Annotated in this window: 23 protein-coding genes and 1 tRNA gene; all 24 read right to left on the bottom strand. The window is 51.4% G+C overall.

The features are described 5' to 3' along the window. Positions 1–12: 12 nt before the first annotated feature. Positions 13–639: a 50S ribosomal protein L25 gene (locus HUU59_04840; protein ID NUO18755.1), complete on the bottom strand. Its 627-nt coding sequence runs from the start codon at positions 637–639 to the stop codon at positions 13–15. A gap of 30 nt (positions 640–669) precedes the next feature. Then, entirely contained in the window at positions 670–1,671 is a 1,002-nt protein-coding gene (locus HUU59_04835; protein ID NUO18754.1) for a ribose-phosphate pyrophosphokinase, read from the bottom strand. A gap of 88 nt (positions 1,672–1,759) precedes the next feature. Continuing rightward, positions 1,760–1,832, bottom strand: a tRNA-Gln gene (locus HUU59_04830). Positions 1,833–1,846: 14 nt separating this feature from the next. Continuing rightward, the gene (locus HUU59_04825) at positions 1,847–2,152 is read right to left on the bottom strand and encodes a septation protein SpoVG family protein (protein ID NUO18753.1); all 306 of its coding nucleotides are present in this window, start codon (positions 2,150–2,152) and stop codon (positions 1,847–1,849) included. Positions 2,153–2,211: 59 nt separating this feature from the next. After that, complete coding sequence (gene ispE / locus HUU59_04820; GenBank protein NUO18752.1) at positions 2,212–3,036, bottom strand: 4-(cytidine 5'-diphospho)-2-C-methyl-D-erythritol kinase; 825 nt, start codon at positions 3,034–3,036, stop codon at positions 2,212–2,214. Between the two features lie 153 nt (positions 3,037–3,189). Next, complete coding sequence (locus HUU59_04815; protein NUO18751.1) at positions 3,190–5,439, bottom strand: polysaccharide biosynthesis tyrosine autokinase; 2,250 nt, start codon at positions 5,437–5,439, stop codon at positions 3,190–3,192. Positions 5,440–5,498: 59 nt separating this feature from the next. Continuing rightward, positions 5,499–6,620, bottom strand: a complete 1,122-nt coding sequence (locus HUU59_04810) for a flippase-like domain-containing protein (GenBank protein ID NUO18750.1) — start codon at positions 6,618–6,620, stop codon at positions 5,499–5,501. Positions 6,621–6,632: 12 nt separating this feature from the next. After that, on the bottom strand, positions 6,633–7,226 hold the full coding sequence (locus HUU59_04805; protein ID NUO18749.1) for a hypothetical protein: 594 nt from the start codon (positions 7,224–7,226) through the stop codon (positions 6,633–6,635). Between the two features lie 10 nt (positions 7,227–7,236). Continuing rightward, positions 7,237–9,585, bottom strand: coding sequence for a DNA translocase FtsK (locus HUU59_04800; GenBank protein ID NUO18748.1), 2,349 nt, complete (start codon positions 9,583–9,585; stop codon positions 7,237–7,239). Further along, entirely contained in the window at positions 9,572–10,306 is a 735-nt protein-coding gene (locus HUU59_04795) for a 2-phosphosulfolactate phosphatase (GenBank protein NUO18747.1), read from the bottom strand. The genes HUU59_04800 and HUU59_04795 overlap by 14 nt, the downstream gene beginning before the upstream one ends. 9 nt (positions 10,307–10,315) lie before the next feature. Then, positions 10,316–11,401: a glycine cleavage system aminomethyltransferase GcvT gene (gcvT, locus tag HUU59_04790; protein ID NUO18746.1), complete on the bottom strand. Its 1,086-nt coding sequence runs from the start codon at positions 11,399–11,401 to the stop codon at positions 10,316–10,318. A 55-nt stretch (positions 11,402–11,456) separates the two neighbouring features. Beyond that, positions 11,457–12,380: a substrate-binding domain-containing protein gene (locus HUU59_04785; GenBank protein NUO18745.1), complete on the bottom strand. Its 924-nt coding sequence runs from the start codon at positions 12,378–12,380 to the stop codon at positions 11,457–11,459. A 233-nt stretch (positions 12,381–12,613) separates the two neighbouring features. Continuing rightward, on the bottom strand, positions 12,614–13,366 hold the full coding sequence (locus tag HUU59_04780; GenBank protein NUO18744.1) for a TonB family protein: 753 nt from the start codon (positions 13,364–13,366) through the stop codon (positions 12,614–12,616). Positions 13,367–13,499: 133 nt separating this feature from the next. Continuing rightward, positions 13,500–14,240, bottom strand: a complete 741-nt coding sequence (locus HUU59_04775) for a TonB family protein (GenBank protein NUO18743.1) — start codon at positions 14,238–14,240, stop codon at positions 13,500–13,502. 35 nt (positions 14,241–14,275) lie between these two features. Further along, a complete protein-coding gene (locus HUU59_04770; protein ID NUO18742.1) occupies positions 14,276–14,854 on the bottom strand; it encodes a biopolymer transporter ExbD in 579 nt (192 codons plus the stop codon). Positions 14,855–14,864: 10 nt separating this feature from the next. Then, positions 14,865–15,335: a biopolymer transporter ExbD gene (locus HUU59_04765; GenBank protein NUO18741.1), complete on the bottom strand. Its 471-nt coding sequence runs from the start codon at positions 15,333–15,335 to the stop codon at positions 14,865–14,867. A 38-nt stretch (positions 15,336–15,373) separates the two neighbouring features. Beyond that, a complete protein-coding gene (locus HUU59_04760; protein ID NUO18740.1) occupies positions 15,374–16,132 on the bottom strand; it encodes a MotA/TolQ/ExbB proton channel family protein in 759 nt (252 codons plus the stop codon). 46 nt (positions 16,133–16,178) lie between these two features. Next, the gene (locus HUU59_04755; protein NUO18739.1) at positions 16,179–18,086 is read right to left on the bottom strand and encodes a tetratricopeptide repeat protein; all 1,908 of its coding nucleotides are present in this window, start codon (positions 18,084–18,086) and stop codon (positions 16,179–16,181) included. A gap of 195 nt (positions 18,087–18,281) precedes the next feature. Continuing rightward, complete coding sequence (locus tag HUU59_04750) at positions 18,282–19,910, bottom strand: S41 family peptidase (GenBank protein NUO18738.1); 1,629 nt, start codon at positions 19,908–19,910, stop codon at positions 18,282–18,284. Between the two features lies 1 nt (position 19,911). Beyond that, on the bottom strand, positions 19,912–21,204 hold the full coding sequence (locus HUU59_04745; GenBank protein NUO18737.1) for a hypothetical protein: 1,293 nt from the start codon (positions 21,202–21,204) through the stop codon (positions 19,912–19,914). Then, positions 21,197–22,303, bottom strand: coding sequence for a DNA-protecting protein DprA (gene dprA / locus HUU59_04740; protein ID NUO18736.1), 1,107 nt, complete (start codon positions 22,301–22,303; stop codon positions 21,197–21,199). Before dprA ends, HUU59_04745 begins: the two co-directional genes overlap by 8 nt. Then, positions 22,294–23,340 carry a GTPase ObgE gene (gene obgE / locus HUU59_04735; GenBank protein ID NUO18735.1) on the bottom strand — a complete coding sequence of 349 codons (1,047 nt, stop codon included), beginning with the start codon at positions 23,338–23,340 and terminating at the stop codon, positions 22,294–22,296. The genes dprA and obgE overlap by 10 nt, the downstream gene beginning before the upstream one ends. A 161-nt stretch (positions 23,341–23,501) precedes the next feature. After that, positions 23,502–25,532 (bottom strand): T9SS type A sorting domain-containing protein, encoded by a 2,031-nt coding sequence (locus HUU59_04730; protein ID NUO18734.1) that lies wholly within the window; start codon positions 25,530–25,532, stop codon positions 23,502–23,504. A 124-nt stretch (positions 25,533–25,656) separates the two neighbouring features. After that, a complete protein-coding gene (locus HUU59_04725; protein ID NUO18733.1) occupies positions 25,657–26,460 on the bottom strand; it encodes a prepilin peptidase in 804 nt (267 codons plus the stop codon). Positions 26,461–26,523 lie beyond the last annotated feature (63 nt).

Here is a 26,523-nt window from a genome sequence, read left to right as displayed (position 1 = left end):
CTTAACTATTGATTATTCGGCAGCCGGTTTCTTCTCTCGAATCACTTCAGGCTCGGCAGAAGCGGCTTCAGCTGCCGCAGGTACGCCTTCTTCAGCCTTCTTTCCGCTGACATGTAACACAACTGCATGAGGATCCCCAAGCACAGTAATACCGTCAAGTTTGATGTCTTCGATGCGCAATGCATCGCCAACCTTCAGCTCGTTGACATCCAGATCGATATGCGCGGGCATGGCGTCCGGCAGGCACTCAATTTCTACTTCATAGATCACGATATCCAGAACGCCGCCCTGCAGTTTCACGCCGTAAGGAACGCCGACGGCATGGACTGGAACATGGACGCGGACACTCTTCGTCAAATCTACCCCGAACAGATCCACATGAATAATATCACCAAAAACCGGATGACGTTGTACTTCGCGAATTACGCAAGGGAGTTTCTGTCCACCGATCGTCAGATCAAGCACGGCCATTTCCTTGCGAAGAAGGCGATTAAGCTCGAATCTGTCAAATGAAACGTACTTGACGTCCCGATTTGCGTTGTAATACACTCCCGGAACTCGACCGCTCTTTCGCAGTTGGTGTCCTTTGGGCTGATTTGGAGTCCGCGACTCTGCGGACAAAGTTAAATGCTCAGACATTGAAGGTATTTTGAAAGTTAATTGAAAACGTTAATCGGAGGAAATAATCCCGGAAAGCATTTCGAGCTGTGCGGAATCAACCATGGATTCCCGGGACTCATCGTGGTCGTCAAGGAAAAGGTGACTAATCGACTCTTCTTCGTGAATCCTGCGAATGGCACCGCCGAATAGCTTTGCAGTCGAGAGTTTATGTATCTTATTGAACTGGTGCTCTCGAGGAGTCGGAAGCGTGTCGCAAACCCACATCGCCGTAATGGCACTGCTCTCAATGCGGTCGACTGCCTGTCCGGAAAGCACCGGGTGCGTTATCGCGCAATAGATATCTTTGCAGCCGCGCTCTTTCAGCATTGCAATCGTCGCCGACAGTGTGCCGGCAGTATCCACAATGTCATCTACAATTAAGCAGTTCTTGCCCTTGACATCGCCAATAAGGTTCAAAGCAACCGCTTGATTAGGTCCAGTCCGATACTTATCGACAATGACGAAGTCGGTTTTCATGTAATTGGCATAAAAACGGGCAAGCTTCGTTGATCCCACGTCCGGCGCTACAATCGTGAGATTCTCGATGGAGTGCATTGTAAACAAGTCGATAAACAGCCGGGAGGCCATCAAGTGGTCAAACGGTATGTTAAAGAACCCCTGAATCTGAGGTGCGTGCAAGTCCATCGTAAGGATTCGATGGATTCCTGCAGCCTGCAACAGATCTGCAACAAGTCGTGAGGTTATTGCTACTCGCGGCCCATCCTTGCGGTCTTGACGCGCGTAACCGTAATACGGGATGACTGCTGTTATCCGGCCGGCTGATGCGCGTTTGGCTGCATCAACCATGATCAGCAACTCAAGCAAATTCTCCGCGGGAGGGCAAGTCGGTTGTACTAGAAAAACATCGCGACCACGTATGTTTTCTTCGAATTGCACACCGATTTCGCCGTCCGAAAAGCGGCTAATCTTCACTTCCCCTAGTGGAAGACCGAGACATGCGGCAATCCGCTCTCCCAATGGTCGATGGGCAGTGCCGCTGAAAATTTTCATTTCGTAGCTGCGATACAATAGAGATGCTCCGTTACACCGTCAGCAACGCGATTTCTCGGAATTTTTGCATTGCCTGAGCCCATTCTCGCTGGGGCGGAAGGACTCGAACCTCCGAATGGCAGGACCAAAACCTGCTGCCTTACCAACTTGGCGACGCCCCAGTATACGCACTGTATTATCTGTCAAAGCCACTGCCATGGCCGGGTGCGACCGGACTTGAGGCTGCTTCGTCTGAAAGTCTTCTGAACTCTTCGAGGATCTGGTTTTCCATCTGCCGACGGAACTCGTTTGTAATCGGATGAGCTATGTCCTTGTATGTTCCGTCTTCTAACTTTCGGCTTGGCATACAGACGAACAGCCCTTCCTTACCCTCGATAATCTTGAGCCCGCGAATCACAAAAACATCGTCGAACGTGATGTTCACGAATGCTTTCAATTTTTCTTCGTCGCGGAGATTTACGTGAATTTCTGTAATGGTCACGATTCGACCCCTTGCTTCCCATGCAAGAATGACCTGGCCCCTCAGAGGGGGATGACTTTTTATCGATCACGGGCAACTGGTCGGCACACCTTAACCCGAAAATCCATTCTCTGGCTCAAGAGTCTTGCTGCATCCAGGGCTTCTGACTCCGAGTTATATATACCGAACAATGTGGACCCACTCCCGGATAATAAGGAGACAGGTGCACCCGTCTGAAGAAGCAGATCCCTGTACTCCCTGAGTACCGGAAATCTCTGGAAGACTATATTTTCCAAATCGTTACGCGGAAAAACTTGGGGGTAATCCGCACCCTCCTCCGTCCAGACCAGAGGCTTAAATATAACATTCTTCTCCACTTCTGTCAAGCGTAAGTCAAAATCCGCAAAGACACTGGCGGTCTCCACGCCAAAATCGGGCACCAGCACGAGAAGAGTACCGCGAAGCGAGCCTGGCATCGGCGAAATCAAGTCGCCACGGGATCTTCCTCGGGCAAGTCCGCCAAAGAGGAAGAAAGGGCAGTCTGCGCCCAATGATGCCGCAATCGGGATGAGTTTCTCAAGCGTCCAATCAAGCCCCCACAAATGGTTCAATCCAATCAGTGTCGTGGCTGCATTAGAAGATCCGCCACCGACACCTCCTTGGATCGGAAGCGACTTTAAAAGCCGGATTCGGCCTCGAAGTGGCCGACCCGAAACTCGGGACAGTTCTGAGGCCGCGCGAGCGACCAGATTCCTGTTGTCCGTGGGCAGGTCAGCACCGACTACTTCCAAGGAGAAACTCCCGGACTCCTCAAACTCCATATAATCTGACCAGTCTATTTCCTGAAAAACCGTATCCAGCTCATGGTATCCATCATCTCGCTTCCCGACGACCCGAAGACTCAAATTTACCTTCGCTGGGGAATGCATCGAGATACCATGGTCAGATGGTATGAAATCAGAAACTCGTGGCGGTGTCACAAAAGTTTGACGAGTGAACGAAAATAGCCGCTCCGTTCACCAATGTGAACGGAGCATTTTGGAGGGGTATGAAGTAGACTAAGTTGCGTCAGTTACATCTGGTGCCGCAGTATGAGGTCGTACGCGTTTCAACGCGTTCTTCCTCTTCCTTCTCTCACCGGACTCGGAGCCGTAGTAGTAATAGTACTGGTAGTAATGGAAGTAGTAGTAGTAGGTACCGTACATCTTCTTGATGTCAAGTCCGTTCAGAATGATTCCCAAGACGTTTGAACCCACGCTGCGGATCAGTCCGATTGCACGCTTCAGTTCAGATCGTCCGGTCATTCCTGAACTCACGACCAATATGGTCGCATCTGCGCGCGTTGTAAGTATCGCTGCGTCCGTCACTGCCACAACCGGCGGGCTGTCCAGGAGCACAACATCATAACGATTACGCGCCTCCTCGAGAAACATGCGCATTCTCTCCGAAGCAACCATTTCGGCGGGATTGGGTGGAATATCGCCTGCCGTAATCAAATCAAGATTCTCAACCTCTGTACGTTTTATGACATCGTTGAAGCTCAAGGAACCAATCAAGACATTACTAAGCCCATACATCTTATCGACGTTGAAGAAGCTATGAAGGGTCGGGCGTCGCAAATCGCTGTCAACAAGCAGGACACGCGAACCAGTCTGCGCAAAAGTGATCGCGAGATTGACACATGTTGTTGACTTTCCTTCCTTCGTCGCAGCTGACGTCATCAGAATAACACGTTTCGGATTGTCAATGTCCGAAAACTGAATATTCGTTCGCAAGCTCCGGTATGCCTCAGAAATCGGCGATTTCGGCGAGAAGCGTGTGATCATCTTGGATTCCAGCCGAACCTCGTCCTGTGCTGTCAGCTCCTTGCCTTGCCGCTTCAGTCGACGCCGAATATCTTCGATGTTTACAATTGGAATTGTTCCGAGCGCAGTTAATGCCATGCGCTCAAGTTCTTCCGGGGTTTTTATTGTGTCATCAAGCAAATCAATAAGTAAAGTTATTCCAACCCCAAGTGCGAGGCCAAACAACATCCCAAAAAGAATATTCAGCTTCTTCCGCGGCTTGATTGGAAACTCAGGCGGCTTTGCGGTATCAACAATTTCGACTCCGGCCGACTTCGCGGCTTCACTGATTCGGGCCTCCTCATACTTCTCGTTCAGCATGAGGTAGAGCTCTTCGTTCAGTTTCCTGTCGCGGGTGAGCCGGGCTAACACCAATGTTTTCTCCGGGAGCTGCTCAAGGTCGTAATCTACATTGGCTATTGCTTCGCGAAGCGCCTCTGCACGTGCGGTAAGAGCCTTGATCTCAACCTCGCTCTTGAGAATACTCTCAAACAATTCCTGCGAAGTCTTCAGCGGTTCAAGTGAACCTGCGCCGCCTGCAATCTTTCTTACTTCCTCAACAAGCTTGCCCTTGATCGTTTCGATTTCGTTTTCAAGAGCGTTTATGGTTACTTCTGTGCCGGGGCCAGGATTAGATACTAATGCTGCAAGTCGCGACTGTTTGTCCGCTATTTCCGATTGGAGCGTCTCAATAATCGGACTCGTGATATTGCTCATATCCTCGACAAGAGATCCCCTGACATCCTCCAGCTGCCGCTTCAGATAGTCCATTCTACGAAGCTCGGCGTTCAAATCGCTTTCGGTCTGATTATAGATAGCATGCAAATTCGTTGACTGCTCTACCATTGTGCGGGCTTCGTCATCAAGAGACGATACTCCACGGCTCTCCTTATAGGCACGTTCGAGTTCTTCCGACTGCGATAGTTGATCGCGAACGACTTCAAGCTGTTGTTCAAGAAACTGTCGGATTTCAGATATCTCGCCCCGTGCGCTCCGCAGCTTGTAGCGGTAATACTCTTCGGCAAGCGCGTTTGCAAGAAACGACGCTTCAAATGCTGAAGGCGCCCGTACAGAGACGCGCAACACGTCTGTATCCTTCAGATTCTCAACGCTTGTATTCTCGCGCAGCAACCTAACCCTGTCATCAAACGTAATCGTGTTCCCTTGCACATCCGTATCCCGCATAATCGCAAGCTCAGTTCGATACGGCGATTCGGCGAGTGACCTCAAGACGTCTTCGGCAATTCTCCGGCTGCGGAGTAACTCCGTTTCGTTCAAATTTCTCGATTTTCTAAACGGAGCCGGATCGGCATTCCTCAACGTAACGTCCACCGGATCAACATCGAGTATCATCACGCTTGCCGAGGCAACGTAGACCGGCTCCATGCGGTAGGTTAGGTATGTCGTCGCAGCGACAACCGCAAAGAAGCAGCCAATGATAATCCAGCGGCCGCGGAACAGCACGCGGAAGTACTCAGAAAATCGACTTGTATTGTCTCTGAACTCCAAATTCACCTCTCGGCTTACGAAATTCTACTCGATACCGGCCTTGGATTGCCAAGATTCGGCTCGTCCAGCCCTTCAACTCTTGGTGTATGAAAAGATAGTCCATACTTCCAGAAGAAAATCAGACCAACAACTGTTAGCGGAATGTAATTCAGAGCATGCAGAAGCACAGCGAATCCGGCGGCTCTGTCGCCCGGAACATTAAACAAGCTAAGTCCTAACACCGCAATGCCGTGATAGGTGCCTACAGCACCGGGAGCGCCCGGGATCACAAATCCGATGGTTGTGACAACAAGCATTACCAGAACCGAACCAATTAGATCGTCATGAATCAGCGGATAGCTCGGACCCGTTAGTCCCACCGCGGCCATAACAAGATAAACCATGTAAGTGTACATTGCCCAAAGCGCCAGGGAAGACAAAGCTAACCGCCAGAACAAATCACGACTTCCCATTACCCCGAGTCCTGCGCTAAAAGTTGACAGCACCTCGAGAATCCTATTTGCAGCGCTTGCAGGAAGGATGCGCAAGGCCAGATTCGCATATTTCAGGGCACGTTCCCTATCAAGTCCAAGCCAGACACAGAATCCGCCAAGAAGGAAGGCTGCCGCAGACAATAAGTAAGCACCTGTCTGCAATCGTTCAGGCAACGGATAAATAATCAATGCTGCCGCAATATACGGCACCATGTACACAAGGTCTATCAGACGTTCTGCGACGATGGTGCCAAATGCTGCGGGGCGGGATAGTCCGGTCAACTGGTGAATCACTTGCGCCCTGTAAACTTCTCCCAGTCTCATCGGCAATAAGTTGTTTGCCATATAACCGATTGTCATCGCACCAAAAGTTGGGAGAAGCTTTATCTGCGTCAATGTCAGCAGAGTTAGTCGCCAACGCCAAGCTCTTAGCAACTGCGTCGCATAAAAAACCACCCCTGCAACCAGTATGTAAATCCACTCTGCATTCCTAATTACGGCTCCGAGCTCGCCCAAGTTAAACCTTGGCGATCCAAAAAGCGCTATGAACGGAGTCATCTCGCCACTAATCAGCGAGATAAAGTGCGGCTTAAACGCAGTCAGATACAGAAAGAACAGACTAATTGCGAGGCTAAGCAGAATTTTCGAGAACCGATTCTTCATCAATGAATGCAATTAGGGTGTTCTAAAATCAATTGAGTTTTCTTCTGGCACTGACGGCGGAACGAACAGATTGCTGTCAAGCTGGACAGATTCATGCCACATCAAAATATCGTAACTGCTAACAGTCAGTCCCTCATCGTCGATAAAGGTAATTTGCTTGGGAGAACGCCTGCCCCGTTCAAAAACCATTTCGACCTGTCCGGACACTTCTGCGGAAACTGCATCAAGAGTAAGTATCGTGTCACCATTTGAACCAGCCCTCAAATCAACCGGAATCAGATCGCGGTTCAAACTTAAAAGCACTGCTTCGGGAGACCACTCCGAACGAGGCTGCGGATCCTCAAGCAAGAGCGTCTGCTGCTCCTTCAATAGTCGCCATTGCAGATTTGAAGTTTCACAATGGGTCCATTCAGGAGTATCGTGATAAAACGCACTTGGCCTTTGCAACGCAAGCCTTCCAGCCAGACCTTCCGAAGGAAAACTACTGCCTGTTGCCAAGTAGCCGATTTCCAGTGACGGCAAAGAACGCAAATGTTGTTCCACCGAAGCGTAAAACTCGTCTGCCAGGCCATTTGCAAATGCTGCCTGCAAATGCAGAAGTGTCACTAGAACTTTCTTAATGCTGCTCAAGGTCCATTAAAGTCTGTTCATCAGCAAGTACTGCCCGGGCTTTCGACCCGTCGAATGGTCCAACTATGCCCGCCCTTTCAAGCTGATCTATCAATCTTGCAGCTCTGCTGTAACCAACTTTCAACCTTCGCTGAAGAATTGAAACACTGCCTTGGCCGGTTCGTACGACAATTTTTGCCGCTTCGAGGAACAAGGGATCGCGTCCTTCCTGCATCCCATCTGCCGCTCCGCCACCTTCACGTTCGTCCTGCGGATCCAACGGCAGCACCAATTTGTTCTTAGGTGCAGGCTGTCGTCTAATGTGTGTGATTACTCGGGCGATTTCGCTCGACGTCAAGAGAGCGCCCTGTACACGCTGCGGCGCAGGTTCTTCGGGATGCTGGAATAGCATGTCACCTTGACCCAGCAACATTTCAGCTCCATTAGTATCAAGAATCGTTCTTGAGTCCACTTTCATGGCGACACGAAACGCAATTCTAGCAGGGAAATTTGCTTTGATTACACCTGTAATGACGTCAACAGAAGGTCGTTGAGTCGCCACAACCATGTGGATTCCCACAGCTCGCGCCAACTGTGCCAATCGTGCTATCGGCTCTTCCACTTCACGTTGTGCAGTCACCATCAAGTCGGCAAGCTCATCGATGATAACCACAATATACGGCATCGGTCGTTCGCCTTCTCTCGGCGAATCCTTGACCATTTCGTTGTACTCTGATAACTGCCTGGCGCCTCGCTCAGCGAGCAGATCGTAACGGTGCTCCATCTCAACGAGACAGCTTCGAAGTACCTTTACTGCTTCATCAGGCTTGGTAATCACATGCTCGCTCAAGTCAGGACGGTGCGTTAGATGGTGGATCCGCAATTCGTTATATGCGGCAAGCTCGAGTTTTTTGGGGTCCACCATTACGAACTGAACTTCTTCTGGTGTTGCACGAAGGAGTATTGACGTTATAATTGCATTTACGCAAACGGACTTGCCCGATCCTGTGGTCCCGGCGATAAGTAGGTGCGGCAATGATCCTAAGTCTGCAGTCAGTATCTCACCGTTAACGGTTCTTCCAAGTGCAATGGTGAGTTTGGACTTTGCTGACTGAAACTGTGACGACTCAACAACTTCACGGAAAGTAACCAACGCCGGTTTTGGGTTTGCGATTTCAACACCGACCGCCGCCTTGCCTGGAATCGGTGCAAGGATACGCAGTCCTCGCGCGCGAAGTGCGAGGGCGATGTCATCCGCAAGCGCCTCAATTCGCGACACTTTCACGCCTGGTGCAGGGGCAAGTTCGAACTGTGTAATGACTGGGCCTGGATTCACTTGAGTAACTGTTGCCTTCACGCCAAATGTCTCCAGACTCTTCTCGAGAAGAGCCGCATTATGCTGCTGCTCGTCTTGCTGCATTCCGCCTATTCGATCTGGAGGCGGGGCGTTAAAGCAATCTGCCGATGGAAAGACGTAACCTGTTTCGTCATCAACGGGCATCGTAATCTGTTCAGGCCTCTTTGAGGACGTGAGCCTTGCGCCTGTGACAGGGTCGATTCCGTCTCCCAGGTTATGGATGACCTTGCCGGGGGCACCGTTACCTGCTGCTCCCTGTTGGATTTGCTCTGATACCGTATCTGCTGTGGCTTGCGTGGCGAAATCGATGTTTATCTCCGGAATTGAATCCGACTTTGATCGACGAGTAGAAAGCCACTCCCGCATCAACCGCCACGCCGGTACGAACGACGGCAAGGGAAGGTTTCGCGCTCTTCCCGCCAAATTCGCCGTTTGTGCGGCTCTCCGTTCAATCCACTCACTGAAACCTGCGACCGTCATAGACAATCCGACGAGCATGAGCACGCACATGATGAGTACTGCGCCGAATCTTCCCGTAAGCTCTTTCAATTCTTGAGCTGCCCAGTGTCCAAATTCTCCTGAATGCGTGTAGTAATTGGCGACATTGTCTCCATGTATGAGATCCCCCAAAACACCAATCGTTGCGGATGTCCAAAGTCCGAGCGCCAATATCCAAATCGTGAGCACTAATGCGCTGCGGCGAGAATGACGTCGGACGAATGTCCAGCCCCATATTCCGGCTATCATCGCTAAAGTCATGGACGGCCACTGGCCCATGAACATCGGACCAAGCACAGCAGAAATGAACTCTCCGAATCTTCCGACCGCATTTTCCGCCCTTGGGCCAAAGTCCTGATACGGGAAGTCGCTTCTCGAATGTGATGCTAATGCGGCAATGACGAGCACGGCAAATCCCAACAACAAAATGCCCGCCACGATTGGAGTGGACGAGCGTTCAATTGGCTTCGATGAGTTCTCGTTGACTTTACGAACCGCCATTTGTTCTTGTAACCCGGATCTTGCCTTCTATGAGTGCTGGAACAATCTGATGTATATCCACTTTTGAGCAGTGGTCTAGATCATCACTAAAACCCAGACCTGCGAGATACTTGCCGTGATAACTATTTCGAACAACTTCGGCAATCTGCGATCGATAGTACCTGAACAGATCAAGCGACCCCTGAGCACCGTCATTGCCTATTCCGTTGCCATTCTGCAGACTATCCACTATTTTGCCAGCGCAGACAAAGTCCTCGATGGAGAACTTTCCGTTTCGGCCCGAACACAATACGGAGACGTCAAGTTCGCTCTTGCGCGCTTCAGCTGCAACCGCTGTGAAATTATTAAAACATCCCACGACAATCATCTCTGCCGGCTTTGCGCGAACAAGTGTTGGTGAACCATTCGTCGAAGCAAAGACAACTGTGCGGCCGGCAATTTGTTCTCGAGTGTATTCAAAAGGCGAGTTACCCAGATCAAAACCTTCAATCTGCTTGCCGTCCCGCTCGCCACCCAGGATCACGTCGTTGCGGCCGGCTTTCACGGCAAACTCTCCTGCCTCAGCCGGAGTGGCTACCGGAACCACTTCGCGCGCACCGTTCGCCAGCGCCTGCGTAATCGTCGAAGACGCGCGAAGCACGTCGATCACGATTGCGAAGGATCCGCGCACATCATCCTCAGTCCACTCCTTCGGAGTGGCAAAAACACGAATGTTTGTCACGACTTCTGCTCAGTATGGACGCTTGTAGAACGGAGGCTTTACGACCTTCGCGGGAACTGACTTGTTATGACATACAACAAAGACGCTTGAACCAACTCCCGACAACTCCGTGGGTACATAGCCCATTGCAATCCCTTTGTTCAAGCACGGAGACACCGTACCAGAAGTCACGTGACCAACTGTATTACCTGCACTATCGTGAATGACATAGCCATGCCTGGGGAATGCATTGCCCTCGAGTTCCATTGCCACGAGCTTTCGTTTAATTCCGGAATCGCGCGCGCGCAGCAGAGCATCCCTGCCAATAAAATCACCCTTGTCAAGCTTTGTAATCCACCCAAGTCCTGCCTCAAGAGGGTGGGTAGTATCATCAATGTCATTGCCGTACAAACACATCTTCATCTCAAGCCGCAGTGAGTCTCGCGCACCTAGGCCAATTGGTTCAATATCAAACTCCCTACCTGCCTCCAAAACAGCTCGCCAAATTGTCACGGCGTCTTCGTTAGCAACATAGAGTTCGAACCCGTCTTCGCCAGTGTAGCCCGTCCGCGCTATTACGGCAGTTCGACCGAGGAGTTTACCGTGTATGAAATGATAATTGGCGACAACTGACAGGTTGGACTCGGTTAATTTCTGAACAACTGCGGCGGCATTTCGACCTTGCACAGCCATAAGCGACGTTTGCTCAGATCGATTTTTGAGAATCACATCACCCATTGTGTTGCTCGAAAGCCAGCTCCAGTCCTTTTCCAAATTCGAGGCATTGACAACAACCATGATGTGATCTGCACTCTTGTAAATCAGCAAGTCATCTACGATTCCGCCGTCCGGTTTGCACATACAAGAATATTGCGCCTGGCCGATGTTCAGACCCTTCACGTCGTTTACCGTCACTCGATTCAGATACTCCTCTCTGTCCTTTCCGGTGACAATGAATTCACCCATATGTGAAACGTCAAATACTCCGACTGTATTCCGAACCCGAAGATGTTCAGCCCGAATTGAGTGATATTGAATTGGCATTCTGTAGCCGGCAAAATCCACCAGCTTCGCCCCGAGCGCTTCATGCTCGGCCGTAAGCGCCGTATTCTTCAAAATAGCTCCGTTTATGTAATTTGCTGCCTTGTATTTCTATATGAGTATGCGGCTTTCAGCCATTTCGCCGCGAAAACGTATCGACTGTTGACGTGTCAATCTGTTCAGAACTCTTTAGCTGAATGATGCGGACTGGCACAGATGCCGGTCTGTAACCCTCGTTCATGACCATCTTCTGACCATCATTGGAAACCAGAAATGTCAGATAACCCGCAGCTACATCGCTTTTCATGTGCGTTGTCACATATGTGAACGTCGTCATGAACGGCCAGCGAGGTGATTCCAGAATCGTCTTCGCGTTCGCGGGTATCCGAAGCTCGTCTTGTGCCCAACGCAGTTTCTTGTAACCTACAATATCCGCGGGCTTCTTCATGTAAATCAACAATGCGCCGGGGTCATGTTCTGCAAGTGATATCATTCTACTGTGCGTTGAACACACGACCGCCGCGAGAGAATCGAACTCGCCGAAATACGTCTGCAGCGAAGTCCATGCTCCGTCGCCGGGCAGCGGTGCATAAACTGTCAATGGAATGCCCGCACCGCCAATCTCTTTCCACGAATCAACTTCACCCTGTAATATCCGCCGCAAGTTTACACTGTCGAGATGCTCAACCGCCAGACTCTCACGCACCAGCAGATACACAGGATAGTGCGCAACGGGATAGGAATACAACTTCTTGCCAAACTTCGAAAATGCGAGCGATTCTTCCTGACTCAATGCACGATCAAGAAACGCTTCCTCGATTCGGTCGTTCAGCAAGGAATCCAAAAGTGACTGGGTTGAATGCCTCCAAACACCTACGTGGGCAGCTGCATGCAAATCAGAGTACTCCGTTGCTACAAACCGAGCCAATTCGAAAACAGCGTCGCTGCAGCCGATTTGTGCCGAACCTTTTGTAAATGACTCCTCCGGCTCACGTTCCTTGCAGCTCATGACTGTTAGCGCGAGTAGCAAGGAAATCCAGAATATTCTTGTCACGTTAATGCTCCCATGGCCGTCCATAATCGCCACCATATCGTCTGCGCTCGCCTTTCGGTGTCCGGGAGACAACAAACCGATGAATACCCAGCAGAATCACAGTCACACCCATGATTGGACGAAGACCTGTTCCTTTCGGGAGTTCTTTGAGTAACGTCCCTGTCAGTATTAACACACCAAGAACCGCGAACGCAGCCGGCAAAATCCAGCGCGTTATCATTTGCAAGAAAGCACTAGTTTGAGACCTTGAACTTAAATGGTATTGCAACCCAAACGGCGACGGGGCGATTCTGTTGCAGTGCAGGTGTGAACTTCCACTTTGGAATCACACGCGCAACTTCATCCTCAAAGCCGAGGCCTGCCGGTTTGACATCCACTACGTGCCATTCAGTCACATCACCCTTTTCGCTAATGTGAACCCAAACAAACACTCTGCCGCTCATCCCGGTCCGTCTTGCAAGTTCCGGGTAGGCTGGCTGCGGATTGATTTCGTACAATGCGGCTGGTGCGACTTCGAAAATCGAAAAACCCGTTTCCCATGGGGGTTTGATCCCCGCCAAACCCTCCGAGGTGTCGATGCCTTCCACCCCACCCTGCCCAGACGCTCCGGTATCAATCGTTCCATCAAGGTGACCGTTGCTGCTCAGAGGAGGCAGTTCCTCTTCCGGTAACGCAATTGAATCCAATGGCAATTCATCTACCGAAAGTACCTTTACAAAATCCGGCTGCTGAGGTGCGCTGGGTCGAATTCTCTCCGGCACCGGAGGAGGAACTATGTCTTCGCGAACCGTTGGGAAACCCGTGACTTCAATTATCACATCATTCGCAACAGGTTTCTGCGTTTCCGGCCATAACCCCAGCAGGGCAACGGCCGCACTGTGCAGGAACACGCTGACAACAAGTCCTTGCAGCAGATAACGTCCAAGATTGCCTTTCAAGTAAAGTGCACCAAGCGGCAGCCTCTTTGTCTTCGTTCCGGTTTCCATGACACCTCCTTGCCCGCAAATGCGGCGCAATTAAGAATGTAACTCCGGGACCCACACGAAGGAAACAAGTATTTTACAGAGCGCAAGACCGCACGACGAATCGCCGCGCGGTCAAAACAATTTTGCGGCAGGATTACTGAACTTTGAAGTTAAAAGGAATTGCAATCCACACACCGACCGGATTACCCTGTTGAATTGCCGGTGTAAACTTCCATTTTGGCAGTACCTTCTCAACTTCTTCTTCAAATCCAAGCTTCTCTGGCTTTGCCTGCACAATCCGCCACTTCTTGACTTCACCTTTCTTGTCAACATAAACCTGTGCGGTCACCTTGCCAGACACGCCTGCTTGCTGTGCTAATTTCGGAAATGCCGGTTGTGGACTGAAATCAGGGAGCGGCTGCGGCGGTACCTCAAAGGGAATAAATTCTTCGTAGCTTGGAATATCATCGCCGGATTCTTCAAGCACAAGCTCAACACCTTCGCCGATACCTAGTGTATCCGTGCCGTACTCTTCGACGATTGCCGCCACGAGTTCTTCCTGTTTCATGATTTCAGGCTGCTCTTCTATCGTCTCTTCACTTACGGCAATCGGAACAACGACCTTGGGAGGTGCAAGTTTCGGACGCTCAATCTTCGGTGGCGCCTGGTTTGGGTTCAGCCTCTTGAGCTTTTCAAGGATTGATGGGTCAACAACAACCACGCGATCCGGTGGAGGTATCTCCTCCTGAAAAAGCGAGGCCACAAACGGTGCAGCCACCACGGCAGTGTGCACTGCCACACTGAAGGCCAGACCGCGAATAAGGTTGCGACCGACGATCTTCTTCAGCTCAATCGCGCCGTATTTGCCTTTTTCAAGTTCTTCTAAGAAATTCATAATTCACCGCCCTTTCAACCGGCGTGAAACGGCATTTAGAGTTGTTGACCGGGAGGCGCGAAACGTGCCTCAATTTCTTCAGGCGTCGGTAGCCCTTCTGCTCCGGCCGTTTGAAATCCTGCGGCTCGAAGCATCGAATCGTCCAATGTCGTGTAATGATCGATCGAAAATCTCGTCGTGCCAACCAAATTGAACTCATCTACCAAATCCACCAAGGACATGAACTTTGCTTTTGGATGGACTCGGGCAACGACCACGACACTGTCTCCATAGCGATCATAGCGAGATTTCAAACTGTCCCGCAAGTCGGTCCACATCAAGGGTTTCGCCAGCGTATCGCCGATCTGCAGCGCCAACGAGTCATTATTCAACACGTAAAACTGGAGAAGCTTTTCCTTGAAGACCTTCCCCGGCTGAGCCACCTCGTTTGGCGGAGGCAAGACCATTTCCATTGCCGTCGGCAAACGGAATACGGTTGTCACCATGAAGAATATCAACAGCAGGAACGCGATGTCTACCATCGGCGTCATGTCAATTCGGATCGCGACTCTGGGCCGCTTCCATGCTTGACCGCCGCTCGATTTCTTGGGTCCACCTACATCTACAGCACCCATTTTCTATACCTTAGCTTTCTTCAACTTCGGTGACCATGTTCACGAACAGAAGCTCATTCTTCTGAAGAGTCTGCAGCACTTTTTCGATCGTGCCATAGGAAGCGTCCTTGTCCGCTTTCAACACGACCTTATCAACTAGTCTCTTCAGCATCAACCTTTCAATTGGTTTCACAATCGAATCCGGCTGGAATTCGATGCCACGGGTCGTTAAACCCTTTACTTCTGCCAATCCGTTCTCAACGTCCAGTGCGGCATTGTCCAGCGTCATGAAGACCCGGTTGTCTTTTGGAATCGTGATTACAATAATTCCCGTTTCCGGCAGCGGTCGTATCGAATGTGATGAAGGAGCCTGAACGTCTACTTCAGCAGGCTTCTTGAACACCGTTGTTGACATGAAGAATATCAATAAAAGGAATGCAATATCCACCATCGGTGTCATATCGATGGATATCGGAATCCTGCGTTTCTTGGGAGCAGCCATAAGTTGTCCTTACTTGTTTGTGCTTGCCCGGACTCCGATTACACTTCCTTGTCCTTCAGGATCTCCACCATTAAGTACGCAGCTTCATCAATCTCATAGTTGAACTGGTCAACCTTATTCACGAAGAAGTTGTAGCAGACGATACCGACGATTGCCGCAAACAATCCGAGAGCGGTGTTCACCAGCGCCTCGGAAATACCACGTGCAAGCTCGGCGGCATTCGGCGCGCCCTGCGTGGACATAGCGGCAAACGAACGGATCATTCCGATCGTCGTGCCTAGCAGTCCGACCATCGTAGCCACTGAAGCTATCGTAGAAAGAGCAATCAGATTTCTTTCCAGGAACGGAACTTCAAGCAGTCGTGCTTCATTAATCGCTCTTTGAGTTTCCGAGATCTTCTTCTCCATATTCACCGACTTGTCATTCGCCACACGAATCCACTGCTCCGCGCCTGCCTTCAAGACCGCGGCAGCTGATCCACGCTGCTCGTCCGAAATCTTTACAGCATGGTCATACTTGCCATCCCGAACTGCTTTAGTGAATTCAGAGAAGTAGATCGGCAACGGACGGGCTCCGCGCGCCTTGCCCAACGTGATGATGCGCTCAATAACGAAAGTCAAGAGCATCAAAGTCAAAGTAATCAGAAATGGCACGATGGGTCCGGCCAAGGCAATCTGGTGAATTAGGGGCGTTTCCTCTGGGCCTTTGTCCATGGTCGGCAAAATACCCCAATAGAAAATCGAGGAGATGACCAGCGCTGCGAGAAGCGTGATCGTCGTAAAAGTTCCTTGCTTCATGCTTTAGTTCCTTTTTCCAATCAGTTGAAACCCGGGATTGGAGAGTTTATCTCATCTGCTTTAAATAATTTCCGACTTCTTCACACTTTTCCTGTCCGGTCGAATTGCCAAGACTCGCCGCACGACAATAGGCATTCTTTGCCTTCTCCACTGTTGCCTTGTCCGGTTTGTCTACCGAGAAAAAGTAGCTGTCCCCCAGAAATACCCATAAGTCTCCGCTGTTCGGGCATGCCTTCACACCCTCCAGCAAAACGTTTATCGCGGCGCCGTAGCGCTCGCGTTTCAAATCAATGTATGCATTAAGCTGATGCGCATCACAATTCCCCGGATCGCGCTCAATTACGCGGTTAACTGCTTCCCTCGCCTTGTCGTACTGTTTCGTCTCGATATAGCTGTTAACCAGGATCAGCCCGTATTTGTCTAGCATCGCGGTGTCCGCCGCAAGAACATTCAGATATTCCGCCAACCGGGCCTGATCATCGAGCCGCTGCAACAGGCTGATTTTTCTCGTAACATCACTCGCAGAATTCGGTGTTAGCTCCAGCTGCCTTTCTGTGTAAAACAGTGACGAATCGAGCTTCTCAAGTTTGTCGAAGGCACGTGCGATGCTTGCATACACATCCTGAAGTTTGGGAAGCTCTTGAGAGCTGTACATTGCATGCTGCATGATTGCAACGGACAGTTCAATCAACTCGTTTTGCAACGGATGCTTCCCATCAAGCTTCGCTGCCGGATCGCGCAAGGTCATCTCGGCCGACCGGTATTTTGCCACAAGCGCAAGGGTTTGAGCTGTACGCTCTGCATCGGTAACTACTGGAATCGAAGGGACGGATGGGACGGATCCGTCTCCCACGGGCACCGGGGGTTTTGGCGGAATGGGTACTTTGGGCGTTGCCGCACTGGCCTCAAAGCTTTCCGCCTGCTTCTGAAACTCATCTGCCAGCCGGATTTTTGATTCTTCAGACAGTGAATCCTGCTGCGACGTAAAAAACAGCGAACGCCCGACAAAATACTCCGCTTCTGCCAGGGATAGCTCAATGTCTGTACGGTCCGGCCTGAGCATCAGCGCCTTCCTCAACGGTGCAAGAGCGGCGGAATAAAAATTCTTCTTTTCCGTCTTGGAAAGATCAACGTAGCTTCGTCCCAGCCAGTAATTCGCCAGGAAGTTCTCCTGGTCCTTCTCCACCGCTTTCTGAAACTCAGCCGCGGCCTCAGCATATCGCTTCGCAGCAAACCTCAAGCGCCCGCGAAGATAGTCGACTTGCTTGTTGTCAGGGTCTCTGTCCTGTACAATCTTGAACAGCTTGTCGGCCTCATCATACTCCTTCAACGCAAGAAGTGTTTGACCATATTCAAAGGCAATATCGGGATTTCCCTCGTCAAGACTCCAAGCTTTGGCGTAGTTATCCTTGGCAAGCGTCGTGACCCCGGCGTTGCCGTAAATTCGGGCAAGAATCAGTGGATATAATGGGTTGTCAGGGTGCTTTGCTGTGGCACTGGCAAGAATTGGAGTTGCTTCGCCAATCTTGTTCTGCTTTCCCAGTATCAAAGCCCGGGAGACTTTGATCTCGTCAATTTTACCCTTAGGGTCTTTCTTTTCTGCTGCAGAGACGATGCGGTCGGCATCTTCAAGACGATTCAAAGCAACAAACACAGTTGTCAAATCAACTACTGCATCCGCCTGCTTTGGATTCAACGCAAGTGCCTGCTCATAGTACTGAATTGCCAAAGTCGTATCGCCGAAGAACAATTCGGCGCGACCACGAAGCCGCCAAGCCTCTTCGTTCTTTGGTTCGAGGTTTGCCCCTTCTTCCGCTAATGCGCGGACTTCATCCCAATTGCCGGTTTTGGCAAGTTCGCGGGCCCTGTCGAGTGGCGGATTGGCTGCATAAATGCTCGCACACGCCGAGAGAATGGCCGCTAAGTTAAGTATGTTTTGAAATCGTAAGCGCATTCACGTTGAACATTTGTCCCCCAACTTGAGGGACAAGTGGAGCGGCGGGGTTTTGTGAGGTTTTTTGAACCTCTCAATATACCCAACCGAAGCAAAAAGAGCAAGTTAGCAAACATTTTTGGGACGCTTTTGGACTCTGCAAAGGAGAGTCCTGTCTCCTTCAGTCCCAAACTGATGTTGCTGTAATACCTGTAGTTAATTCTTGTTACCCGGGCGAGTCTTCACAGATGACGAGGCCACTGCCTTGGCCTGTTCGAACATGCCCATCGCAGCTTGTATCTGCTCGTCATCTTGGAGCCTAATCAGGTTGTAAATATCCCGATTGTTGAACACTAAACCGGCAATTTCACCTTTGAGCTGAGTCTTGGTAAAGGCAATATCCTGTTCCCAACGCGGATCGTCAACTTCGATCTTGCGATCAATACAGAATTGCTTGAAGTCACCAAGCATCTCATCAGTCACTTGAAAACTCTTCGCAAAATCCTCGTGATCCTTGCTGATATTCGGGTTCTTGACCACGTATTCTGATGCCCATTCAAAGTACATTCTCTTACTGAAAAGCTGCGCGGTCAAAGTGTTTGTCTTGCTTGGTACCACCGTGCTGTCCGGAGTTATCCCTCCGCCACCATATACAACTCTGCCGCCATCGGTCAAGAACTGCTCGCGGGGAGTCGTATCTTGCTCAGCAATCTCCGGTGCATTCGGATCTTCTTCGTCACGTCCCCCCATGACATACTCGGCAAAGCCGTTGTCATAAGGTCGCTGAATCAGCCTGCCTGTTGGCGTGTAATAACGCGCTGTTGTTATACGCACTACCGATCCGTCCGGCATCGGATACGGTGTCTGAACTAGCCCCTTGCCAAAGCTGACTTGACCCACGACCAATCCGCGATCATGATCTTGAATCGCACCGGATACAATCTCTGATGCAGATGCGCTGCCATGATTTATCAGGCAAATCAAAGGCATATCGTATTTGGCTCCGATGCCTGTTGAACGAAACTCTGAGTTGGACTTCGGCGTGCGTCCCTTCGTGTAAACCAGTAGCATGTCCTTTCTCGGCATAAAAAGATCCGCAACCCGCCAGGCTTGATCAAGATACCCGCCCGGATTCCCACGCAAGTCGAGCAACAATTGTTTCATCCCGATTGCCTTGAGGCTGTCCAATGCGGATACGACTTCATCCGTGGTTGTGGCCGTGAACTGGCTGATTCGGACATACCCTGTTTCCTTGTCGGGCATTAAGAAAGCTGCACCAACTGAGAATATGGGAATCTTGTCTCGCACGATTTCGAACTCTAGTGGAACTTCAATCGTGGGTCGCTCAATCGTCACTCGGACTGTTGAACCCTTTTCACCTCTGAGCTTTTCAAAGACCTCTTCATTCGAGATCCCGTACGCGGAAAGCCCGTCTATATGCGTGATTCTGTCTCCTGCACGAATTCCAAGTCTGTCAGCGGGCGTTCCGGGTATCGGCGAGATCACTGTCAACCAGTCATTTTGAATTGTGAACTGAATTCCAATCCCTTCAAAGTCGCCACGGAACTGCTCCGTAATTCGCTTCTGCTGGTCCGCCGGGATATACACTGAGTGCGGATCAAGCTCCTTCAACATTCCTTCAATTGCGCCTTCAAGCAGTTTGGCGGCATCAGGCTCTTCAACATAGTTGTCCCGCACTGACCGCAAAATGTAGTTCAGCTTATTCAGCTGCATGTTGACGTCGCCGCTGTTGTCTGCAAAGAGAGCTGGGCTCCACAACAGACCTATACCGCCGACAATGACACCCAGGACCGCCATGATGAAGTAATTTCTTGTTCGCTTCAATCTAATTCTCCTGCTTGACGATGTTCGAGTAATGCTCTTTCATTAGCTCGATCTCTGCCTCTGTTAAATTCCGGCCCCGACGACTCATCACCAGCCTGGCTGATTCTGCAGTTCGCTCAAACGGTTCAACATGAAAACCGTCGCTGCCGCCCCATGAAAAACTTCTTATAAACCGAGGCGGATAGCCGCCCCCGTAAACGTTGCACCCTATGCCCACCACCGACCCAGTATTGAACATGGTGTTTATTCCTGTCTTCGTGTGGTCCCCGCAAATCAGTCCAACGAATTGCCTGCCGCTGTCCACAAGTTTCTGATTCACTTTCACTTTGACATTGCCGTAGTCATTTCTGAGATTTGAAACGGTGGTGTCTGCGCCCAAATTTACCCATTCTCCAAGGTGACTATTGCCAAGAAAACCTGAATGCTGTTTGTTGCAATAGCCCTGCATGACACTCGCGCTGATTTCCCCTGAGATTCGGCAATGCGGGCCGAACGTGCTTGCACCATATATTGCAGCTCCCGCCTTAACCCGGCAGTGATCACCTAGTGCAAGAGGGCCCTTGAGGTAACAATGCGGTTCAATGACCGTATCCCGGCCAATCCAAACAGGCCCTTCCGTCGTGTCAAATACAACTCCGGGCATCACCACAGTGCCGTCACCAGCGAAAACCATTGGAGTCCCTACTATTTGGACACCGCCAGAGACCTCGAGGTTTCCTGAACCCATTAACTCTTTGTACTCACCCGCCATCCCTACAGCAAGGAGTTTCTGGTTAAGGGCCATGTAATCCCATATGAAGTGGGCAGCTTCCCCGCCAAATGTGGAAATCTCAGCACTCGCCCGTATTACTTTAACGAGCGATTCCGCAAGCAGGGTTCCTGATGATCCTGACAATTCTGAAACGGTTTTCCCGTCCAGCTTCGCCCAAAGGACTTGTCCAAACGAGTCGACAACCGCTTCAGGCAGTGGAGTCTTGGTGGCAGGAAGGTGCAAGACTCGCCCATTCAGGAAGACGATGGGTTCCTGCTCGCTTGGCCAATCGTCGTCAAATCCCGCCAGTTCTCGGGAGCGCAGAGTAAGTGAAGAACGAGGTCGGAGGGACACGGAGTAGCCCGCGAGGCGAAGCTCGGCCAGCCACTGCCCAAGGGACCCGAGTCCTGACCGGATTTCCCAGGACGGACGGAGCACGTTCAAAGGAAACAGGTGGCCGGCAGTGAACTGGTCTTCGAAAACAACAAGTCTCTTGCTCGTCAGCCATTGCGGAGCAATGTATTTGTGAACAACTTCAAGCACGCACGAAGAACTTTCCGGGAAGCTGTTTGATGTAACCCTTTAGCTCCATCATCAGGAGTCGGCTCAATACTTCACCCGTTCCCTGTGATGCCTTTTCAGCAAGGATGTCAATGTGTATCTTATCTGATGAAGGAATCAGCTCCCAAAGCTTCAGTTCAGGTTCGGCAAGCGCAGGCGCCGGGGCCGCTTCGACTACATCCACGGCTCTCGTCGATATTTTTATCAAATCCAGAATATCCTGACCTGAATCAATCAGCGCTGCTCCTTCCTTTATCAACTCATGGCAACCCTTGGCTTTACCGCCAACCACAAACCCGGGAACGGCTCCTACTTCGCGACCAAAGGACAGAGCAAGTCGGGCAGTTATAAGTGCTCCTGACTTCTCAGGTGCCTCAACCACTATCGTTGCCGATGACAGACCGGCAATGATGCGATTTCGTTGTGGGAACGTATAGACCGTCGGAGGAGTACCCGGAGGGTATTCGGAAACAAGGGCGCCACCGGATGCGACAATTCGCTCCGCGAGTGCCTTGTGGCTTTCCGGATAGACAATATCAATGCCGCAGCCAAACACGGCTTCAGTGGGAAGACCGCGGTCCAATGCCGCCGCATGTGCCGCACCGTCAATTCCACTGGCAAGGCCACTCATGACGTGAATTCCCGAACCGGCAAGCGATGAAACGAGTTCCCGGCACGCTCTTTTCCCATAGTCGCTCGCGCGGCGGGTCCCGACAAACGCAACTCTGCGAGCATTCAACTGGAGGTTACCTTTCACAAACAAGACAGCAGGTGCGTCTTGCTCAAGTTCTCTGAGTAGCGGAGGGTACTCCTCATCCCAGAAACTGACCACATTTGCGCCATGACCTGCTGCCGCCACAAATTGCTTGCGCCCTGCTTCACCCTGCGAAGCAGACTTGTGGATCGCCTCAATCGCCTTTTCCCCTATTCGAGGCACCGATCTGAGCGCACCATCACCGGCATGAAACACTTTCGATGGCAATCCGAACTCCTTGACCAGACGAATGGCGCCCCACGCGCCGATTCCAGGTATCGCCAACAAGTTCAGTAGTGCGACCTTCTCTGTGTCGTTTAGTCCCACTCGTCCTCAAACTCCGATTCAATTGCCTTCTTGCCCGGCTCCGGCAAATCATCCGGCTCTCGAAATATCTTGGGGATGGGCGCACTCTCCAGCAATAACCACAGCTTCTTGATCAGCTCCTCGATTCCTTCGTGTGTTGCCGATGAAATCGAATGCTTCCACGGACCCTTGGGAAGAGGTTCGCCCTCCGGCAGCAAATCCTTTTTTGACAGGACTATCAAGCTCGGCCTCTTTAATAAGTCCGGATTCCATTGCTTCAGTTCAGCCTTCAGAATCTTCAAGTCCGCTTTTATGTCCGTGCTCGTCGCATCAAGCAGAAACAGTAGGATTCTTGTTCGCTCCACATGTCTCAGAAATTCAAACCCCAGCCCTTTACCCTCCGACGCCCCTTCAATCAGCCCCGGCAGGTCTGCCAGCACGAAGCTCGTATACTCCGTTGGACGAACGATACCGAGATTCGGTGAAAGAGTCGTAAACGGATAAGGCGCAATTTTTGGCCTGGCGGCAGTCAATACGGATAAGAGCGTGGATTTTCCTGCGTTGGGCAGACCGACCAACCCTACATCTGCCATCAGCCTTAGCTCAAGCAGAAGATTCCGTTCAACCCCCGGTTTCCCGTTCGTGGCTTTTCTCGGAGCCTGATTTCGGGCTGTCACAAAGTTGTAATTGCCTTTGCCGCCCCTGCCCCCTTCCGCAATGCACAAGCGCTGTCCGGGTTCCGACAAATCTGCGATCAACCCCTCGTCAGTGAAGACTTGAGTACCAACGGGCAAACGTAATTCAAAGTCCTTACCGCCCTTACCACTGCACTTCTTTCGCCCGCCCATTTCGCCATTTTCGGCATAGAACTCAACCTGATGCCGTAAGTCCATCAGCGTGTGCAGCTGCGGATCGGCAATCAACCATACCGAGCCACCATCTCCGCCGTCGCCGCCATCTGGTCCCCCGAGCGGTCGGTAGGCTTCGCGCAAAAACGAAACCCTGCCATCGCCGCCATCGCCGGCTTTCACATATATTTTGGCTCGATCAACAAACATTCTTTATGTAGTAGTTTTATTAGCAACACCACTTGCGACACTGCCCGGCGATCATCTCTTGCAATTGTCTGTATCACTTAAAGTATTAGGGCCGGGTGCGCTTTGGTTCACACCCGGCCCCTACAAGGACTCAAACCGAATCTAACTGTGTTCCAGCCAGATTACTTCATGAGCATCATCTTGCGCGTTGCGGAAACTCCATTGGCCTCGAGACGGTACATGTAGACGCCGCTCGCAAGCCTTGAAGCATCAAACGCGTAAGTATGAGCACCTGCTGACAACGCTTCGCCGTCAACAAGTGTGGCAACCTCTTCTCCCAGCACGTTGTAAACCTTCAGCGTAACCTTGGATGCATTCACAAGATCAAACTGAATGTTCGTGGACGGGTTGAACGGGTTCGGGTAGTTCTGGAACAGCTGGAACGCCGTCGGTATGCCTTCGCCGCCGCGGCCAACAGACGTCGCGCAAAGATTGTTCGGATCAAACGGAACCGCACCAGTGCCTGTGTGCTGGCTTCCGTCAACATGCAGCGTCACCGTGTTATACGGATGCGGCGTTGTGAACTCAAGATCCGCAAGCGGTATGCGCTGGTAGTATACGTTGTTTAACGTCGTGGCACCTTCAGTCTGCGGAACACCGCCGACATCCGTATCCAATACGTATTCAAGATGTAGGAAGCCTTCTGCACCGTCATAGGTCACCAGCGGAGCCAGCGACTGATCACGTTCATGCAGGCACTCACCCGGCGCTGCGCCAACCGGAGTCACCGTGTTGGTCACGTTGATAGGTTCAAACCACGTACGGCCGTTATTGCAGGAATAGGCAACCCAGATATCGGCGCTCATGTAGTAGTTCGCCGAATACTGTGAGGAATCGTGCCAAATGAATGAGCAGTACATGTCATCGCCGCCGTTCAGCGTGTCAAATGCCATGCTCGGACGCTGAACCATCAACTGCCACGCGTTGTCGCCTAGCAAGCTGTCGCCATTCGAGAAAGTCGCAAACTGATTGTGATTCACGATGTTGGAAAACTCGTCCGTGTCCTCACCCCAGTGCCAAATGCTGGACATGTTGATGAAGGCCGTCGGCGGAGCGTCGTAACCCGGATAACCGAATTCATACAGCGTGCGGGTCGTGAAAGCGACGTGAATGTTGTCGTTGTAGTCAAATTCAACGTCAAGGCAGGTGTAGGGACGAAGGGTATCGCCGTTGCAGGCAATCGTGTCGCCCGATGCGCAATCAAAGTCCGGCTCAATCCAGTCCGTCAAGTCGATCGGCGGAGCGAAGTTCATTCCGCCGTCTTCTGAAATCACCAGCTTGAGGTCGTTGTTGATCTGCGTAATTCCGCCTTCACCACCGCGCGAATCATTAAACACGACCGCAACACGATTCGATACGGGTGATGCCGCAACGTCCGGAGCAATCACTTCACCGTTGCCCAGAACTTGATACTGGTCGCCCGTGCCAAATGTCGTGAACTGAATCTCAATACCGAATCCCGAGTCATAAATCGGGGTCGCTTTCCAGTAATGGTAGCCCTGATCGGTATCCGGATCCGAGGTCGAAACACCGTGCAAGGTGCCGTCGTCGTCACGGACAATCTTCGGCCAAATCACTTGATTTGCGCCAAACGGATTCTGCCAAAACGGTGTAAATGCTCCTGCCGCTCCTTGGAAGTCGATGGACGCATGTGTCGTCAATACTGACTCACCAGGAGGAGTAGAGTGAAACGACGGGAACGCAAAACCGTTCGGCAGGACGGTGTTTGTGACATAACCGGCACGAACCGTATTAGCGGCTACACCGCCGTCCGGAATGAGTTCCTGCCAGTCTTCCGTGTTCGGATCCCAGCAATTGTAGTAGGCATCGCGCTGTGCAAATGACTCATCGAGTCCGTTCATCCAAACGACATGAACGAATCCATTTGCGTCCACGCCAACCATGCGGCCAACAGTACCGTTGTGCTGGTAGTCGTAGTAGGTCGTGCCGGCTTGATAAAGGTCACCGATGACGTCCAACCGGGACGCGTCCGGGATACGGCTAACCGCCGTCTGTGTGTGGTTTACCTCAGTTGCATTTCCGACTACAGGCGTCTTGTGGCTGGTATCCACACGCTTGGAGGTAGCAGGTGCTGCCCATGCTGCCGCGGCAACCGACAGCACAAGAGACAAAACCAAGTACTTCTTGATCATGGATTACTCCCTTTCTTGCTCCTGCGGGTTACGCAGGGTGTCTATGCAGGTGAATTTTTGGAGATTTGCTTATATGCAGTTCACAATAAAATACCCAGCAACTTCTAAAAAGTCAAGTGCTTCTTCAGAAACCGAGCATTTTCAGATAGGCCTCGATAAAGCCCCTCCCCCAGAATAAGCATACGACCAAACCGGCCGCCAGAAATGGACCAAAGGGGATCGCCCTGTCCATGATGCTCTTTCGTAAAGTCAATAAAATCAACGCAACAAGAGTCCCGAGCGCAGAGGCCACAAAGATCATGAGCAACGTCAACTGCCAGCCTAAAAAGCTTCCCGCCATCGCTCCAAAGACCACATCGCCCCCTCCCATGGCTTCCTTCTTGAAAACATACTTCCCCCCCAGCAACATCAAGAGGAATATCCCAAAACCGACCGCCGCCCCCACTAACGACTCCGACAGAGGCAGCATGTCGAAGAAGGCCGCCCCTGCGAAGCCGATCAGAGTAAGCGGAATCGTTATGGCGAACGGAAGCAGCCAATGCCGGAGGTCAATGATGGTCAGGGCCAATAACCCGATAAAAAGCAGCCCATGGGCCATTCCTGCGAAGGTCGCACCCCACTTCCACACTGCAAACACCGCCAACCCTGCCGAGGCCGCTTCAATCAAGGGATATTGCGCTGAAATTGCAGTCTTGCAGTTTCTGCATTTACCTCCCAAGATCAGCCAGCTCAGTACCGGGATGTTGTCATACCATGCAATCGGGCGTTCACACGACGGGCAGCGTGACGGTGGCTGAAGCAGTGACTCCTCGGCAGGAAGCCTGTAAATCAAGACATTTGCAAAGCTTCCGAAGCATGCGCCCAGGAAACCAGCCACAATCAAAACCGGTACGGCCGGCAACGGCCCCCACGGAGTTTCTACGGTCAAGTGTTCTTCCTCCCTGTAAAGAAAAGGGTGACTGCCTCAATATGCAGTCACCCTTCGTAAATT

It is taken from the genome of bacterium (genome assembly GCA_013360195.1).
Classification (GTDB): Bacteria; Electryoneota; RPQS01; order RPQS01; family RPQS01; genus JABWCQ01.
The sequence above is the reverse complement of the archived record's forward strand: the minus strand, read 5'-3'. Positions and strand labels throughout refer to the sequence as shown.

Coding starts and splice junctions, on each gene's coding strand:
- HUU59_04840 (NUO18755.1), bottom strand. CDS start 639: ATGTCTGAGCATTTAACTTTGTCCGCAGAGTCGCGGACTCCAAATCAG.
- HUU59_04800 (NUO18748.1), bottom strand. CDS start 9,585: ATGGCGGTTCGTAAAGTCAACGAGAACTCATCGAAGCCAATTGAACGC.
- HUU59_04775 (NUO18743.1), bottom strand. CDS start 14,240: ATGAATTTCTTAGAAGAACTTGAAAAAGGCAAATACGGCGCGATTGAG.
- HUU59_04810 (NUO18750.1), bottom strand. CDS start 6,620: ATGAAGAATCGGTTCTCGAAAATTCTGCTTAGCCTCGCAATTAGTCTG.
- HUU59_04780 (NUO18744.1), bottom strand. CDS start 13,366: ATGGAAACCGGAACGAAGACAAAGAGGCTGCCGCTTGGTGCACTTTAC.
- HUU59_04770 (NUO18742.1), bottom strand. CDS start 14,854: ATGGGTGCTGTAGATGTAGGTGGACCCAAGAAATCGAGCGGCGGTCAA.
- HUU59_04755 (NUO18739.1), bottom strand. CDS start 18,086: ATGCGCTTACGATTTCAAAACATACTTAACTTAGCGGCCATTCTCTCG.
- HUU59_04765 (NUO18741.1), bottom strand. CDS start 15,335: ATGGCTGCTCCCAAGAAACGCAGGATTCCGATATCCATCGATATGACA.
- HUU59_04730 (NUO18734.1), bottom strand. CDS start 25,532: ATGATCAAGAAGTACTTGGTTTTGTCTCTTGTGCTGTCGGTTGCCGCG.
- HUU59_04835 (NUO18754.1), bottom strand. CDS start 1,671: ATGAAAATTTTCAGCGGCACTGCCCATCGACCATTGGGAGAGCGGATT.
- HUU59_04760 (NUO18740.1), bottom strand. CDS start 16,132: ATGAAGCAAGGAACTTTTACGACGATCACGCTTCTCGCAGCGCTGGTC.
- obgE (NUO18735.1), bottom strand. CDS start 23,340: ATGTTTGTTGATCGAGCCAAAATATATGTGAAAGCCGGCGATGGCGGC.